This is a genomic window from Streptomyces sp. NPDC111507, assembly GCF_055638955.1.
In genome coordinates this window covers 81492-96421 of sequence record NZ_JBVKBU010000020.1, presented here as the reverse complement: position 1 = coordinate 96421, position 14930 = coordinate 81492, and the positions used below count along the sequence as shown (strand labels likewise).

Sequence of the window (14930 nt, the reverse complement as noted above, 5' to 3'; positions counted from 1 at the left end):
CCCCTCACGTACGATTTCGCCACAGCAAAAGTTAGGTTAGCCTAACCTGACAAGAGTGGGGATGGACTGTGACCGCCGAGCTCTACCGTGACCCTTGGGGGATCCCCCACCTGCGCGCCACCGACGCCCGCGCCCTCGCCCGCGCCCAGGGCCGTGTCACCGCCCTCGACCGCGCCTGGCAACTGGAGGTCGAACGGCACCGCGCGCAGGGCACCTCCGCCGCGTTCCTCGGCGCCGAGGCCGTCGGCTGGGACCGGTTCGCACGCCGGGCCCGGCTAGACGACACCGCGAGACGCTGCTTCGCGGCGCTGGAGAGACGGGATCCGGAGACCGCCGACTGGGTCGTGGCGTATGTCGACGGGGTCAACGAGGGGCTGGCCGAAGGCGCCCGGCGCACCCCGGAGTTCGCGGAGACCGGGCTCGCCCCGGGGCGCTGGGAGCCCTGGACCCCGCTCGGCGTCTGGCTCGGCGCGCACATCCTCTTCGCCGGTTTCCCCGCCAAGCTGTGGAGGGAGGAGGTCGTCCGCCGGATCGGACCGGAGGCCGTGGACCTCTTCGCCGCCGACGGTCCCGGCACCTCCGGCAGCAACGGCTGGCTCGTCACGGGCGAGCGCACCGGCACCGGTCGCCCGGTCATCGCGGGCGACCCCCACCGCTTCATCGAGGACCCAGGCGTCTACCAGCAGATCCACCTCTCCTGCCCCGAGTTCGACGTCGTCGGCCTCGCCGTCCCCGGCGTCCCGGGCATCGCCCACTTCGCCCACACCGGCACGGTCGCCTGGGCCATCACCAACGCGATGGCCGACTACCAGGACCTGTACCGGGAACGACTGCGACGCGTCGGGCCCCAGGGACCGGAAGGACCGGAGCGACCGGAGGAGTGGGAGGCGCTCGACCCCGACGGGGAGTGGCGGGCCGTCGCCCGGCACGTGGAGACGGTCGAGGTGGCGGGCGGTGAACCCGTCGAGGTCGAGGTCGTCGAGACCCCGCGCGGACCGGTCGTGATCGGCGGAGCGGAACAGACCGAGGGCGTCGAAGCCATCAGCCTCCGCTACCCGCCCCGCGTCACCGAAGACCTCGGCTTCAGCGCGCTCCTCCCGCTCCTCCGGGCCCGCGAAGTCGCCGACGTCGACCGGGCGTTCGACCACTGGGCCGAGCCCGTGAACGTCGTCCAGGCCGCCGACACCGAGGGCGGCGTGCTGCACCGGGTCGCCGGCCGGGTCCCGCTCCGCGGCGCGGACAACCGCACCCGGATCGTCGCCGCCTGGGAGCCCGGGCATGAATGGCGGGGCTGGCACGAGATGCCGTACGGCACGGTCGAGGACGGCGTCGCCGTGATGGCGAACCAGCGCGGCCCCGCCGGCCCGCTCGGTGTCGAGTTCGCCCCGGTCCACCGGGCCGCCCGGATCCGGCAGCTCCTCGACGAACGGCCGAAGTGGTCGGCCCAGGACATGGCGGACATCCACATGGACACCCATCTCGCCTCCGCCGCGCCCCTGATGGACCACCTCGCCGCGCTCGACGGACTCGGCATCGAGGCGACCGCCCTGCGCGACTGGCTGCTCGGCTGGGACCGCCGGATGACGGCCGACAGCATGGCGGCGGCCGCCTACTCCGCGGTGCGCGGCGCGGTCGTACGGCGGCTCGCCGCGCACCCCGCCTTCGCCGCGCTGGCCGACCCGCCCGCGTACCCCGAGGTCTTCCGCCCCTGGCTCGCCCTCCTCCCCCGTGTCGCCTTCGCCCTCGAACACCTGCTGAGGACAGAGGAGTTGTACGGCATCGATCGCGCCGCCCTCGTCCGCGAGGCCGTCGAGGAGGCGGCCGCCGGGCCGCTCGGCGTCTGGGGCGACACCCACCGGCTCGCGCCCTGGCGCGCGCTCCCGACCACCTCGTACGACGAACCGGGTCTCTCCGGAGACCACGACTGCGTGCTGTGCACCTCGGCGGTCCCCGGCCTGACCGACCTGAGCGCGCGCGGCCCGGCGGCCCGTTATGTCTGGGACCTCGCCGACCGCGACCAGAGCCTCTGGGTGGTCCCCTTCGGCGCCTCGGGCGTCCCGGGCTCGGCCCACCACCGCGACCAACTCCCCTTGTGGCTCAAGGGAGAACTGGTCCCGGTCAGCACCGACTGGAGCCGGCTGACACCGGAGCAGGAGACAGAGAAGGTTGAGGACACCATGAGCAGTGAGCCGTACGCCGCCGACCGCGAGGCCGTGCACGAGCAGAACATCGACGGCTTCGGGACCGTGCGCGTCCTGCCCGTCGACCCGCACGCCGACCTGGATGTCATCCACCGCTGGGTGAGCGAGGAGCGTGCCGTGTTCTGGGGCATGAACGGACTCACGAAACAGCAGGTGCTGGAGACGTACGTCCATCTGGACTCCCTCGACACCCACCACGCCTTCCTCGCGGTCAAGGACGGCGAGCCCGCCGCGCTCTTCCAGACGTACGAGCCCGAGGCCGACCGGGTCAGCGAGTGCTACGCCGTCGAACCCGGCGACATCGGCGTCCACCTGCTGATCGGCCCCGCGGGGTCCGGAGGTGGCCGGCCGGGCTGGTCGTCCGCGCTGCTGACCGCGTTCACCCGGTACGTGCTGGTCGGCCTCGACCGGCAGCGGGTCGTGGTCGAACCCGACGCGCGCAACGAGAAGGCGATCGCGCGTCTGGTCCGACAGGGCTTCGTAGTCGGCCCGGAGATCGTGCTTCCCGAAATCGACCTTCCCGGGGTCTACTTGCCCGAGAAGCGGGCCCGGCTGGCCTTTCTGACCCGGGCGACGGCCCTCCGGGAGGCTTCCTCGCCGGGTTCCCCAGTGGGCTGATCGGTGGGTTCCTCGCCGGGGGAGTGAGCACGGCGCCGGATTCGTCCGTACGTATCCGTGACTCTGGAAGTGCGGACCGGAATGCGGAGACCGCAGGGACGACGGAGACGACGGAGACGGCGTGTGAGCGGACGTGGAGGCGGACAGCGGGAGCGACGGCGGATCGCCCAGGGGCTGGCACTGCTGGGCACCGTGCTGGTCCTGGTGCTGTTCGGCGGTGTCGGCGGCGCGTCCGCCCACGCCGCGCTGACCGGCACCGATCCGCAGGACGGCAGCGTGCTGAAGACGGCGCCCACCGAGGTGACGCTGTCCTTCAGCGAGTCCATCGGGCTCCTTGACGACTCCTTCCGCGTGCTCGACCCGGACAACCGACGCGTGCACACCGGTGATCCGGGGCACGCGGGCGACCGTTCCGACACCGCCCGTGTGACCCTGCCCAAGGGCCTGGGCACCGGCACCTTCACGGTGGCCTGGCGGGTCGTCTCGGCCGACAGCCACCCGGTCTCCGGCGCCTTCACCTTCTCCATCGGCAAACCCTCCGCGACCCCCCCGCCCGTTCCCGTGGACCCCTCCGGGAACACCGCCGCGGGCACGCTCTACGACGCCGCCCGCTACTTGGCGTACGGCGGTCTGGCCCTCCTCATCGGCGCGGCCACCTTCGTCCTGGTCTGCGGGTTCCCGGGTCCGGTGCGGCGGCTGCTCCTCACCGGCTGGTGGATCCTGGCCGGGTCCACCGTCGCGCTGCTGCTCCTGCGCGGACCCTACGAGCGCGGCAGCGGACCGGCGGACGCCTTCGACCCGTCCGTCCTCAGCGAGACCCTGACCAGCAGGCCGGGACTGGCCCTGCTGGCGCGGCTGGTGCTGCTCGGGGCGGCGGTGTTCTATCCGGTACGCGAGCAGACGCGGGGGCGGCTCGTCCTCGCGCTCGGCGGGCTGCTCACCGTCTCCCTCGCCGTCACCTGGGCCGTCGCCGAGCACGCGTCCGCCGGGATCCAGGTCCCCGTGGCGATGGTCTCCTCCGTACTGCACCTGCTGTCGATGGCGGTCTGGCTGGGCGGCCTCGCTGCCCTGCTCACCGCGCTGTACCGGTCGGCCGAGCCGCTCCCCGCGGCCGTCGTCAACCGCTTCTCGCGCCTCGCCCTCGCCTCGGTCACCGTCCTGGTCGTCACCGGCGTCTACCAGTCCTGGCGCGGCCTCGGCTCCTGGGACGCGCTGACCTCCACCTCGTACGGCAGGCTCCTCCTCGCCAAGCTGGTGGCGGTGCTGGTGCTGCTGGCGGGGGCGGGGGCCTCGCGGCGCTGGACCGGGCGGCTGATGCTCGCGGCGGAGGAGGCACGGACAGCGGCGGCGGTGCTGGTGGAGGAGCGGGTGCCGCAGACGGTGGGGGCCTCGGCCGCCCCCACCGACGTACGGGTCGGGAGGGCGGACGGCCCGTCGGACGGTGCTCCCTCGGACGGCGGCCCCTCGGACGATGGCCCCTCGGACGACGGTGAATCGGACGACGGCGCACCGGATCCGGATCACGCGCCCTCGGACAAGGCTTCCGACAAGCGCTCGGGCAAGATCTCCGACAAGGCCTCGGGCACGGCCTCCGACGAGGCCGACCGGTACCGGCGGGCGTTGCGCCGTTCGGTGCTGGTCGAGGTCGTCGTCGGCATCGTCGTGCTGGTGATCACCACCCTGCTCACCGGTACCCAGCCGGGCCGCGCGGCCACCGAGGCCGCGGCGGCCTCCGCCACCGCGGCCTCCGGAGAGACCACGGCCTCGACGACGACGATTCCGTTCGACATCGGCGCGCAGGGCGGACACGGCAAGGTGCAGATCCAACTGACACCGAGCCGGGTGGGCGAGAACTCCGTGCAGGCCGTGATCTACGGCTCCGACGGCGGCTTCGCCGCGGTGCCCGAACTGCGCCTCACCTTCACTCTGGAATCCCAGCAGATCGGCCCGATCGACGCCGGCTTGACGGACAAGGGCGGCTACTGGGCCGCGGACGGCGTCACCCTCCCGGTGGCCGGCACCTGGACCATGAAGGCCACCGTCCGCACCACCGACATCGACCAGGTCACGGTGTCGAAGACCGTGAAGATCGGCTGACGGGACCACCGCATCGGCTCACGGGGTCTGCATCGGCTCAAGGGGTCTGCTTCATGCCGTCGACGACGGCCCGCTTGAGGATCGCGCTGGTGAAGGTCACGGTGCCGGGCGTCATCAGGGCGTCCTCGCCGGTGCCCTGCTTCACCTGGACCGAGCGCTCGCCCAGGAAGACATGGGTCTTCTTGTCGAAGATCCACTCCTCGCGCTGACCACTGGTCTCGTCCAGGCGTGCCACCGCGACCCCCTGCCGGCCCACCGCGTCCACCGCGTCGTCGACGACGACGACACCGGGGATCTTCGCTGCGGCCTTGAACAGCACCGGGTAGAGATGCGCCGGGGGATAGCTCTCGCCGAGCAGGTCGCCGATGGTGGTGAACGCCTCCTGGTCGGGCGAGTTGCCGTGGCCCTTGGTCTCCTTGTAGATCGTGGCCAGGAGCCGGTCGGGGTCGGTGGTCAGCTTGGCCAGGTAGTCGTACGTGGGGTGGTTCAGGCCGCCGACCAGGGTGTTCCCCTGCTCGTCGGGCAGGCTCAGGGTCTCCCCCGCGGGGTCGTCGCTGGAGGCCGGGTCGATCAGCCAGCCCTTGGTGCCGTCGGAGGACTGCCAGACCTTGCGGGTGTGCAGCGCGTGGCTGGCGAGGCTGCTCTTGTCGTCGACGGTCTTCACGAAGGTGTCGGCCGTCTTGGACTCTATGTAGACGTACTGGCCGGGCTTGACGGCCGGGTGGCTTCCCTCGGTCTCGGCCGCCGCCAGTGAGATCTGGCCCAGCAACTGGGGGACGTCCTTGGTGGTCGCGGCACCGATGTGGGTGGTGAGGGCGGGCCCGGTGGCGACGCCGCCGTCCCTGACCCCGCCGCCGTCGTTCATCGCCGCTACGGCGACGACCGTACCGGCCAGGGCGGCGGCCAGCGCGGGCAGCGTGATCGCCGGACGCGGCAGCCGGAAGCGCCGGGTCCGCGCCGGGGCCACCGCCTCCGCGGCCGCCGTGCGCTCTTCCTGCTGGATCTGGTGAATCTGGGCCATCAGGCGCTCCTTGTGGAACTGGTGACGGCCCGCCGGGAGGTCGCGCGCCGTGCGGGACAGGAGCTGCTGGGCGCTCTCGTCCTGCTCGGCCGGACTCTGCCGGGGCGTGTTCGCGTTCATCGGTTTCCTTCCTGTGCGGGCCGGATCACTTGGGTGCGATCGCCTGTTATCTGTCGGGCGCGGCGGCTGCCTTCCCGTCTTCCGCGAACTTTTTTCAGCGGCGGTTCGGGTTCCTGGCGCGCCGGTCCGGGGTCGGTGAGGGCGCGCAGCTTCTTGCGGGCGCGGGAGAGCCGGGAGGCGACCGTGCCGACCGGAATCCCCAGCGCCTCGGCCGCGGCCTCGTAGTCCAGGCCCTCCCCCAGGCAGAGCGCGATGACCTCGCGCTCCGCGGGACGCAGCGTCGCGAGGGCGGTGAGGGCGGTCGCCAGGCGGCCCCGGTCGTCGACCCGCCCTGCCACGTCCTCGGCGTGGTCGGGCACCGACAGCTCGGCCGCGGCGGCGGCCTGGGCCGCCTGCCGGTAACGCCGGTTGCTCCGGTACTGGTTGCGCGCGGTGTTGGTGGCGATGCCCAGCAGCCAGGGCCGCAGCGAGCCGCCCTCGGGGTCGACCCGGTCACGCAGCCGCCATGCCTCCAGGAAGGTCGCGGCCATCACGTCCTCGGCCGTCGACCAGTCGGCGGTCAGCCGGAAGGCATGGTTGTAGACCGCGCGCGCATAACTGTCGAAGAGCTCCGCGAAGGCGCTCGATTCCCCGGCCCGTACCCGGGTACGCATATCAATGCTCACCCCTATGAGCTGTCCGGCACCCGGCACCGACTTCCCGTGACCTGCATCACACTTCCCCGTGTGCGGTGGGGACGGGCGCGGCAGGGCGCGGAGCTCCGTGGAACACCTGCCGGGTGTGCCAGGTCCGGTGGTGCGCGGCGACGGGCGCGGTGCCCGGCTGGGGACCGGTCAGCGGACGGCCCGCCAGCGCGATGACATGGTCGCGGGCCGCCAGGCTCCGTCCGACGAAGCGCTGCGACACAAGGATGCGGTGCCCGTCCCCGATACCGAGGACGCCCTTGTCGAACAGCTTGTGGTGCAGCGAGCACAGGCACAGACCGTTGTCGATGTCGTCCGGCCCGTCGAACGCCCACCAGCGCACATGCGCGGCCTCCAGCCCGACCGGCACCGCCCCGATCCGGCCGTCGTACCCGCAGAACGCGCACTGGTACTCGTACGCCGTCAGGACCAGCTCCCGCATCCGCCCGTCGCGTCGGCGCCGGTCCCGCGGCCCCGCGTCCGGCAGGTGCACCGATCCTTCCGGCTCCCACTCCCACTCCAGGCCCACGGCCTCGCACAGTTCGTCGTGGAGCGAGGGCGGGAAGTGCAGGTCGAGCAGGATCCGGGCCATCCGGCCGAGGAGCGCGGGATCGCGTCGCAGCGCCGCCCGCAGGTCCGGCGCCAGCCGTCCCGCCGCGCCCGTCGACCGCAGTTCCCGCACCCCGCTGCCGGGGCTGCCGGGTCCGCGATCGGTCCGCACCTCCCACACCCCGTCGCCGACCAGATGGTGGAAGGGGTACGCCGGTGTCGTCCGGTTGGCCGGACCGTACTCGGCCAGCAGCCGCTTGAGATCGTCCTCGACCGCGCTGTAGCGCAACTCGCCGCCGGCGTCCCGCTGGAACCGGCCGAGGGCGTAGAGGAGGAGCAGGGGCTTGTGCGGGGCGCGGACCCCGTTGCCGGTCCACTGCCTCAGCTTCGCCGCGCGCTCCAGCCAGTCCTCCATGACGGGTGATCGTACGGGTGCGGTCGGGTGATCGGACTGGTGGCTTGATGGGGAGGGCGGACGGGTTGGCCTAGGCCCATGCCAGGGCCCGGTGCGGGCGGCGTGCCGGGTTGTTCACCCGTACCGGCTCCGTGGCCCTGGTCCGTCCGCCGGCGAAGACGTAGAGGCGCAGGAGGAGGAAGCGTCCGATGCCGGCGAGGCCGGAGGCGCTGAGGTAGACGATCTGCTCGGTGAGCATGCCCGGGGAGGTCTGGAGGGTGTGCAGGATGAGGATCGCGACGGAGGTGACGGCGTAGGCGGCCGCGGCTGATCCCGCGGACTGCCAGTGCTGGCGCCATCCGGCGTGCTTCCCGCTGCCGAAGGTGAAGCGTGCGTGCAGCTCGGTGCAGAGGATGGTCGACGCGACGGTGATGACCGCGTTGGCCACCGCCCAGGGCATCAGACCGGCGACGAGGGGGACGGCGAAGCTGGAGAGGACGCCGATGCCGCCGCCGCAGAGGACGAACCGGGCGAAGGAGGCGAGCGGGCCGAGGGCGGCGGCCGGGGCCGCCGGTATCCGGCGGGTGTCGTGGGTGCTGGTCCCGGCCCGCTCCGCACCCCGCACCGCGGACTCCGTCTCCGTGCCCCTCCTCGTGCCCGTCTCCATGCCCGTCCTCGTGCCCGTCTCCGGCTTGGACGAGAGCAGCGCGTTCATGGGCTTTCCTTCCGGACGGGGGAGCTGTGAACCTCTGGGACCAGCTGGGTTCAACGATGCCGTCGTCCGTGCGCCGAAACGATGAGGTGCACTCCCGAACCGGGGGTGTAGCTAGCTGTACCCCGCCCCGGGGGAGAGCGGGGTACTCAGAAGGGGGAAGCGTCCGGATGGGTGGGTGAACGATCGGCGCCCTTCAGCAAGTTGACGACGCGCTCGTGGACATCGCCGACCCGGTCCACCACCCGCACCCGCACGTATACGCTCTCCAGGTCGCGCATGGCCTTCTCGGTGAACCAGCCCAGAAACAGTTGCCCCTGCCCCTGCCCGGGGATGGGGTAACCGCGGCCGACAAGGTTCAGCTGGAAGTCCTGGCGCTCCGCCAGCCCACGGCTCACGATCGCCGCTGTCGCCTCCGGCTGGCCCGTCCACTCCGACGAGTCGACGGCGCCGGCGGCGCGTCCCGCGGAGGTGTACTCGATCCAGTAGCTGGTGTCCGCGGTGATCGCCACCTCCTGCCCGCCGTTGAGGAGCTTGCACAGCCAGGCCAGCCGCTCGTTCGGAGCCGTGTTCGCGACGACGCGGCCCCCGTATCCGATGGCGGGCCGCACCGTCCGCGCGTACTGGGCCCGGGCCAGCGCGGCTCCTCCCGTACCGAGCACCGCCGTGACGGCGCTCTGTATGTCCAGCAGTTTGAGCTTCCAGGGCCAGTCATGGGTCAGCCGTGCCGGCAGGTTCTCCCTGAGGAGGCTGTAGCCGAGCAGCAGGACCGCCACGCCCACCAGCACGACCAGCAGCCGTGAGAACAGCCCACTCCGATGGATCACACGCTGCGCCGACTCCATGCCCACCCATCCCACCCCGCTCGCCCGTCACTCCGACGAGACTGTAGGCGCAGGGAGTTGACGAGGCGACAGGGCATCGGCTCCCACCAGGAGGAAACCGGCACAGCGCGCACCGATCACGACCGAGACGTCCGCGACGCGCAGGCCCGGCGGGGCTCAGCGGGACTGGCGCATGATCCGGACGTCCGCGGAGACGAGGATCCACCGCTTCTTCCGGGCCGGCGGCGCGGCCTGGGTCTGCGGCCACTGGCCGGCGACGATGAAGGCGGCTCGAGGCGGCCGAGCTCGGCAACAGTGCACTGGGTGGTCGCCCTCGTGCTCGGGCTTCGGCAAGGAGAAGCGCTCGGGTTCCCCTGGGAGGACGTCGACCGCGACGCGGGATACGTCCGCATCCGGAAGAACCGACGTCGGCCCCGGCATGCGCACGGCCGCGGCGCCGCACGATCGGTCTGCCCGATCACGGGCGACTTCATGACGCCCGCCACACGCCTACGACCGAGGCGGCCAACGTCGAAGGGCCCCACCACAAGCGGTGGGGCCCTTCGACATCGTGCCCGGTGAGGCACTGGCGGAGGATACGAGATTCGAACTCGTGAGGGGTTGCCCCCAACACGCTTTCCAACTGTCCGCGTTGCCGTCCGAGGGTGTTCGTAGGGGTTCACGGGGCAGGTCAGAGGGAGTGCGCGTACGGCGGTGAACGGTGGCGGCCGTTGCCGCACTGGACAAAGACCAGGACAACGCGCCGGGTGGAGCCGAGAAGGCTTCCACCTCATCCCTCATATGGTCCCGGTCACCCGGACGGCTTTCAAGAGCGTCGCTGTATAGCTACCGGCGCCGCCTCTGACCTGCGCCTATTAGTCGACGCGGCAGAATCACGAGCGCGCTGGCCCACGCATGGCCCACAGCGCGACTCAGCACCGCCCCGAAGGCCGCAGTTGGATTCCAACCAACGAGCGCCTGACCGCTGCCTTGTAAGGGCGGACGTGGTCGGCGGCGCCGTTCCCCAGGTCACTCCGGCTGTTGCGGCAACCCAGGCGAACGGCGCATCTCGCCCTATCGTCAACTACCTTGGCTAGTGGAGGGACGGCATCGCCCCCGACCCGCTCGCCTGGGGCTCCCTCGTCGCAGAGTGGGTCCTACGACCGGCCGGCCCGGGCGTGTGCTCCCCTTTCCGACCCGGCTGCCCGAAGCCCGGCGCCACACGTCAACGGCGTGGCGAGCCCCCCGTTGTGCGAGCGTCGAGCCAGGCTTGTCAAATGGCTGAGTCGCCCCGAACTCCCACCGGTCCGCTTGGACGCACACCGGATCCGAACGGGCTCCGTAGGATTTGGGGGGTTCGGCCGTGGCTGCTGTACGTGGGGACCACACTCGTCATTGCGGTCTTGGTTGCGGTGCTCGCCGAGACAGGCATGTTTCTGTATGCCAGCAACACGTCGTCCCAGAAGTCCACATTGGCCGATAGTGGAGATATTCACCGAGAGACTCCAATGTGGCTAGATCTCGACGTCAGCGCGAAAAAGGTAGACCCCGGCACTGGGCAGGTGGTCTTAACCGTATGGCCTGCTGCCCGAGGAACCCTGGGGAAGCGCACGGATACGGGGTACGCCCTGACTGAGGACGTACGACTCACCAGCCCGTACCTCTCCGGAGGAGACGTGCTTCTCGCCAAGGACGCCATGCCTCACAGGCAGCAGCTCTCGATTGTGCTCTACGGCGGGCCGACCGACTACCCCTGGGACAGCTACTCGACGTTTATCCAATGGAAGGCCACCAGCTCGGATGGAACCCATATTCCAGTCGCAATGGCCTTTCGGAACGAAGACCCGTTCTTCACCATGAATTCAGTCCGTGCATGGATTTTTGACCCCGGGACTGCCGGCCTTGAAATGAACATCAGTCGGTCCGGAGGCACTTTCATTCTGGCGTGCTTCCTATTTTTCTCCATGTGGACACTAGCCGTGGCCGTGTTGGCAAGTGCGACAGTGCTGGTGCGCCAGCATCAGGGGCTCATCTGGCCATCTCTAGGCTGGATGGCAGCGACATTGTTCGCCCTTGTCGGCTTGCGCAACGCCGCACCGGGGACTCCGCCAATCGGATCGTTGATCGACTACATCGCATTCTTCTGGGCCGAGGGCATCATCGCTGCAAGCTTGGCTTGGGTGGCCACGGTCGGCTATTGGGACGACCACAGGAGGCTTTCCCGCCCCCCAACAAGTCCGCCCGCGGCGCCGCAGGTTCCGCGAAGGCTCAGTACCAGACGAAGGCTGTCCGCCCACACTGCTCGTGCGTCGGCCCGCAGACGGTGACCGATCAGGTCCCGCAGCGGCTGGTGCGGACGACACATCTAGAGATGTTCAAGGGTGCGGGTTGCGGGGGGTCGTGACGGCTGTCGTGGGCCGCGCTCAGTTGGCCCACGGGGCTCTGCGCTCGGCTGGGCCAGCGCCCCGGTCCGCACTTTGAGTCATACACACGGGGCAGACCGGTACCGACACCCTCAAACCCTGACCGTCGCCCTGAGAAGCTGGATTTTTGCCCGTTTCTTGAACACACACTCAGCGACTCAGGCACTATGGTGCGAATCGATCATCGTCGGTCTGGGGAGCTGCCGTGGTTCGTCGTAAAAGGGGCAGAGAGTCCAAGTCTTCCGCAGCGCCTGAATCAGCTACTCCTCCTGCGCGGGAAGCGTCACAGCCGCTGGCTGGGCTTCGCCTCCCGAAAGATGCCATTAGGCGAATCAACATCGGACAGTCATTCGCCGAGTATGACAGCGCTCTGAGCGATCCAAGCATCTACGTGCATACGGCGGCGCTTGAAGCCGCCCTGGACCCGAACAGCGAGAAGGTCTTCTTTGTAGGGCGGCGGGGCACCGGGAAAACGGCTGTCAGGAAGTTCTGTGGAATGAACGGCGGCGCCACACGCGTCATCGTTCCAGAGATTTTCAGCCCCTCTTCAACCCTGCAAGAGATCGATCTCTTGACGAACGTCAAGGGTAAGCCATTCAGGTCTCTCGTTTTTGCATTCCGTAGAGCGTTGCAAGTAGAGATTCTTTCGATGTGGCTTCAAGATCGCCCTGGCCGCGACAGACTACCCGACGAAATTCAAGCCGAGCTTGATGAATATGCAGCCATGGATTTCGACCTTCGTTGCCTAAGAATCATTGCGCGAATTAGTGGCGCCCTTGTTGACGGCGACGACGAGCGCTGGCTAACCGAGAATAAGATCGCGAAGCGAGTTGCGGATGAGATGAAGCAACTGTCCGCTGAAGGACTCGCCACCCACACTGTACTGATCGATAGTATCGATGACTACTGGGAGGGGAGCGACGAGGGGCTGATCTACCTGACCGCGTTCATGCACGCGTGTCAGGAGATTTCCACTCAGATCCCTTGGGCACGCGCGATCATTTTTCTTCGTGAGAACATTTATGAGCGCGTACGTGGACTCGACACGGAGTCCTCTAGACTTGAAACGGCAGTAGTCGGCATGGAGTGGAATGAACGCCAACTACTGGAGGTTATCGAAAAGCGTTTGAATCGGAATCTCACGGCAAAGTTCGGGCTACGTGGTGCAACCTGGCAGGCCTTCTTCGAGCATCCGGACGAGGCATGGAGCAATGTTCTTGAATATTGCCAGAGGCGACCACGCGACATTCTGATCTACACCAGCAATGCAGTGGAAGCCGCTCAGGGAGCTGGCCACGAGAAAATCCTTCTTGAGGATGTTCAGCAGGCGCGGCGCCGGTTCTCTGATAATCGATTCCGCGACCTCGGGGATGAGTATTCGGAGAACTTCCCACAGGTGGCTACCGTGCTATCCCGTTTTTATGGGCTAGGCAACGCCTTTACGTTCGGAGCAATTGAGGACCTCATCAGAAAGCTGATGAAAGATCCAGAAGTTGTGCAACTTTGTGGCACATGGCTATCCGTCAACGCTTCACCCGAAAAGTTCATCCGCCTTCTCTATGATATTGGGTTCGTTGGGATTCGCGTTGCAGGGAAGAGTCCAAAGTTCCGCGCTCTAGGGCCGCTCGACACGAGCCCTCCCCCAGTGAGTAACGCCACGGACGTCGTCATCCATCGCTGCTACTGGGATGCACTGGACCTCCAAGACACCCTGGTTAGAAGCATTCCTGATGACGCCGAATTTGGCAAAATTGGAAAGATTGAGGATCTGCCCGGGGGTGTCGACAGGACCGAGTACGTCGCCCATGTCGAGATGCTCATGGAAGATATCAAGCAGATCGAACTAGGCACCGCTGGTGCGCAGGACTTTGAAGAGATAGTCGGCGATGTAATTCGCCTCTGCTTCTTTCGCGCCCTCGGGAACGTAGAACCCAGATCGCGAAGTCACGATGGCCGAGTCGTACGGGACTGGATTGCTTCTAATCGCGCAAGTGGCGGTTTCTGGGAAGCTATGCGCACCAGATACGGGGCCACTCAAGTCATCTGGGAGTGCAAGAACTATGCGGAGTTGCATGCAGACGACTTCCACCAGTTGAGCTACTACCTCAATGAGTTCAGCGGCGGATTCATTGTCGTAGTGTTTCGAGGTGAGATGAAACCTGCATATTATGGCCACATCAAACGTATCGCGATGCAGAACAAGTTCGTTCTGCCGCTGAACGAAAAAGATCTGATGGTATTTCTGCGGCAGGCCCGCAATGGAAAAATCAAAGAGGATCATATTCAGGATAAATACGACAGCGTAGCCCGCAAGCTAGGGTAGTCCGCCGACTCTGCCGAGATACCGCGCCTTTGGCATACGGAGGGTCCCGCATACGTCGATGGGGCCCTCCTCGGCTTGATGAGAGTAGGGAATGTTCTACCGCGCCTACGTCGCGACGGTTCTCGCCGCCGTTGATGTCAGACGTTGATGTCAACGGGAGCCCTGCCCACGGCCAGTAGGTGCGAACTGGCAGCAAGCAGTTCCGGGTACGGCTCCGCCATGCGCGCCGCCTCCGTTGCCGAGGCAATCAGCTCGTCCGTGGGCCCGTCGCCGGGCTGTTGCTCGGCCGCCTTCACGAGTGACCATGCGGGCCCCTCGATCCCGAAGACCTGCACGTCCGTCAACCCGGAGGCCACCAATTCCGCCACAAGCTCTTCAGCGCGGTGGAAGTAGGACAAGGTGAACCCTCGTACACCGTCATAGACGGCCGTCTCAAGGATCTTGGCGACGGAGTCACGAATCCGCTCGGTGTGTAGGTGGGCGTACGTGACGTGCTCAAAGAGCGACGCGTAGCGGTTGATTGCAGCCGCCGCGACCAACCCTCCCGGCTTCACCACGCGGTGGGCTTCCGCCAGTGCCCTACGCCGGTCGTCGGGGTCGGGCAGGTGGTACAGCGGCCCAAGGAGCTGCACCACGTCGAAACTGTCGTCCGGCTGGCGCAGATCGCGGGCGTCTCCCACGATCGCCATGCACACGGCCGACGCGTGCTCGACGTGGCGGGGCACGGGGTCCACGAGCGTGACTTCGTAACCGTCCTTCACAAGCCATTCAGCGTGAATCCCGGTCCCCCCTCCCACGTCGAGCACGCGCGCCGGCGCTGGGGGCAAGAAGCGTCGGAGGAGCTCTTGAGTCCTGACCAACTCCATACGTCCGTCTGCCGAGCTACGCAGGCGGCTGTCCTCGTTCACTGTCTCGCCGTAGAACCGCATCACGGAGGGAGCCAATTCGAGATTCGACATGGTCGC

General features: G+C 68.0%; 10 protein-coding genes. 4 read left to right on the top strand and 6 right to left on the bottom strand.

The window, feature by feature from the left end; all coding sequences use genetic code 11:
- Positions 1–68: 68 nt before the first annotated feature.
- Both ACZ7M2_RS45295 and ACZ7M2_RS45290 read left to right on the top strand, forming a co-directional pair.
- Positions 69–2819: a GNAT family N-acetyltransferase gene (locus ACZ7M2_RS45295; RefSeq protein WP_471600260.1), complete on the top strand. Its 2751-nt coding sequence runs from the start codon at positions 69–71 to the stop codon at positions 2817–2819.
- 81 nt (positions 2820–2900) lie between these two features.
- Positions 2901–4916: a copper resistance CopC/CopD family protein gene (locus ACZ7M2_RS45290; RefSeq protein WP_471600259.1), complete on the top strand. Its 2016-nt coding sequence runs from the start codon at positions 2901–2903 to the stop codon at positions 4914–4916.
- Positions 4917–4953: 37 nt separating this feature from the next.
- Here the strand turns inward: ACZ7M2_RS45290 and ACZ7M2_RS45285 are convergent, their stop codons facing one another.
- From ACZ7M2_RS45285 to ACZ7M2_RS45265, 5 genes are all read right to left on the bottom strand, one after another.
- Complete coding sequence (locus ACZ7M2_RS45285; RefSeq protein ID WP_471600258.1) at positions 4954–6057, bottom strand: CU044_5270 family protein; 1104 nt, start codon at positions 6055–6057, stop codon at positions 4954–4956.
- Positions 6054–6710 (bottom strand): RNA polymerase sigma factor, encoded by a 657-nt coding sequence (locus ACZ7M2_RS45280; protein ID WP_471600257.1) that lies wholly within the window; start codon positions 6708–6710, stop codon positions 6054–6056. The genes ACZ7M2_RS45285 and ACZ7M2_RS45280 overlap by 4 nt, the downstream gene beginning before the upstream one ends.
- A 58-nt stretch (positions 6711–6768) precedes the next feature.
- On the bottom strand, positions 6769–7704 hold the full coding sequence (locus ACZ7M2_RS45275; RefSeq protein ID WP_471600256.1) for a phosphorothioated DNA-binding restriction endonuclease: 936 nt from the start codon (positions 7702–7704) through the stop codon (positions 6769–6771).
- Between the two features lie 70 nt (positions 7705–7774).
- Entirely contained in the window at positions 7775–8308 is a 534-nt protein-coding gene (locus ACZ7M2_RS45270; RefSeq protein ID WP_471600311.1) for a GtrA family protein, read from the bottom strand.
- 236 nt (positions 8309–8544) lie between these two features.
- Positions 8545–9222 carry a hypothetical protein gene (locus ACZ7M2_RS45265; RefSeq protein WP_471600255.1) on the bottom strand — a complete coding sequence of 226 codons (678 nt, stop codon included), beginning with the start codon at positions 9220–9222 and terminating at the stop codon, positions 8545–8547.
- 1373 nt (positions 9223–10595) lie between these two features.
- Between ACZ7M2_RS45265 and ACZ7M2_RS45260 the strand changes: the two genes are divergently transcribed.
- Together ACZ7M2_RS45260 and ACZ7M2_RS45255 are read left to right on the top strand one after the other, a co-directional pair.
- Positions 10596–11546, top strand: a complete 951-nt coding sequence (locus ACZ7M2_RS45260) for a DUF4436 family protein (RefSeq protein ID WP_471600254.1) — start codon at positions 10596–10598, stop codon at positions 11544–11546.
- A 301-nt stretch (positions 11547–11847) separates the two neighbouring features.
- On the top strand, positions 11848–13965 hold the full coding sequence (locus ACZ7M2_RS45255) for a P-loop ATPase, Sll1717 family (protein WP_471600253.1): 2118 nt from the start codon (positions 11848–11850) through the stop codon (positions 13963–13965).
- A gap of 137 nt (positions 13966–14102) precedes the next feature.
- Here the strand turns inward: ACZ7M2_RS45255 and ACZ7M2_RS45250 are convergent, their stop codons facing one another.
- On the bottom strand, positions 14103–14924 hold the full coding sequence (locus ACZ7M2_RS45250; RefSeq protein ID WP_471600252.1) for a class I SAM-dependent methyltransferase: 822 nt from the start codon (positions 14922–14924) through the stop codon (positions 14103–14105).
- Positions 14925–14930 lie beyond the last annotated feature (6 nt).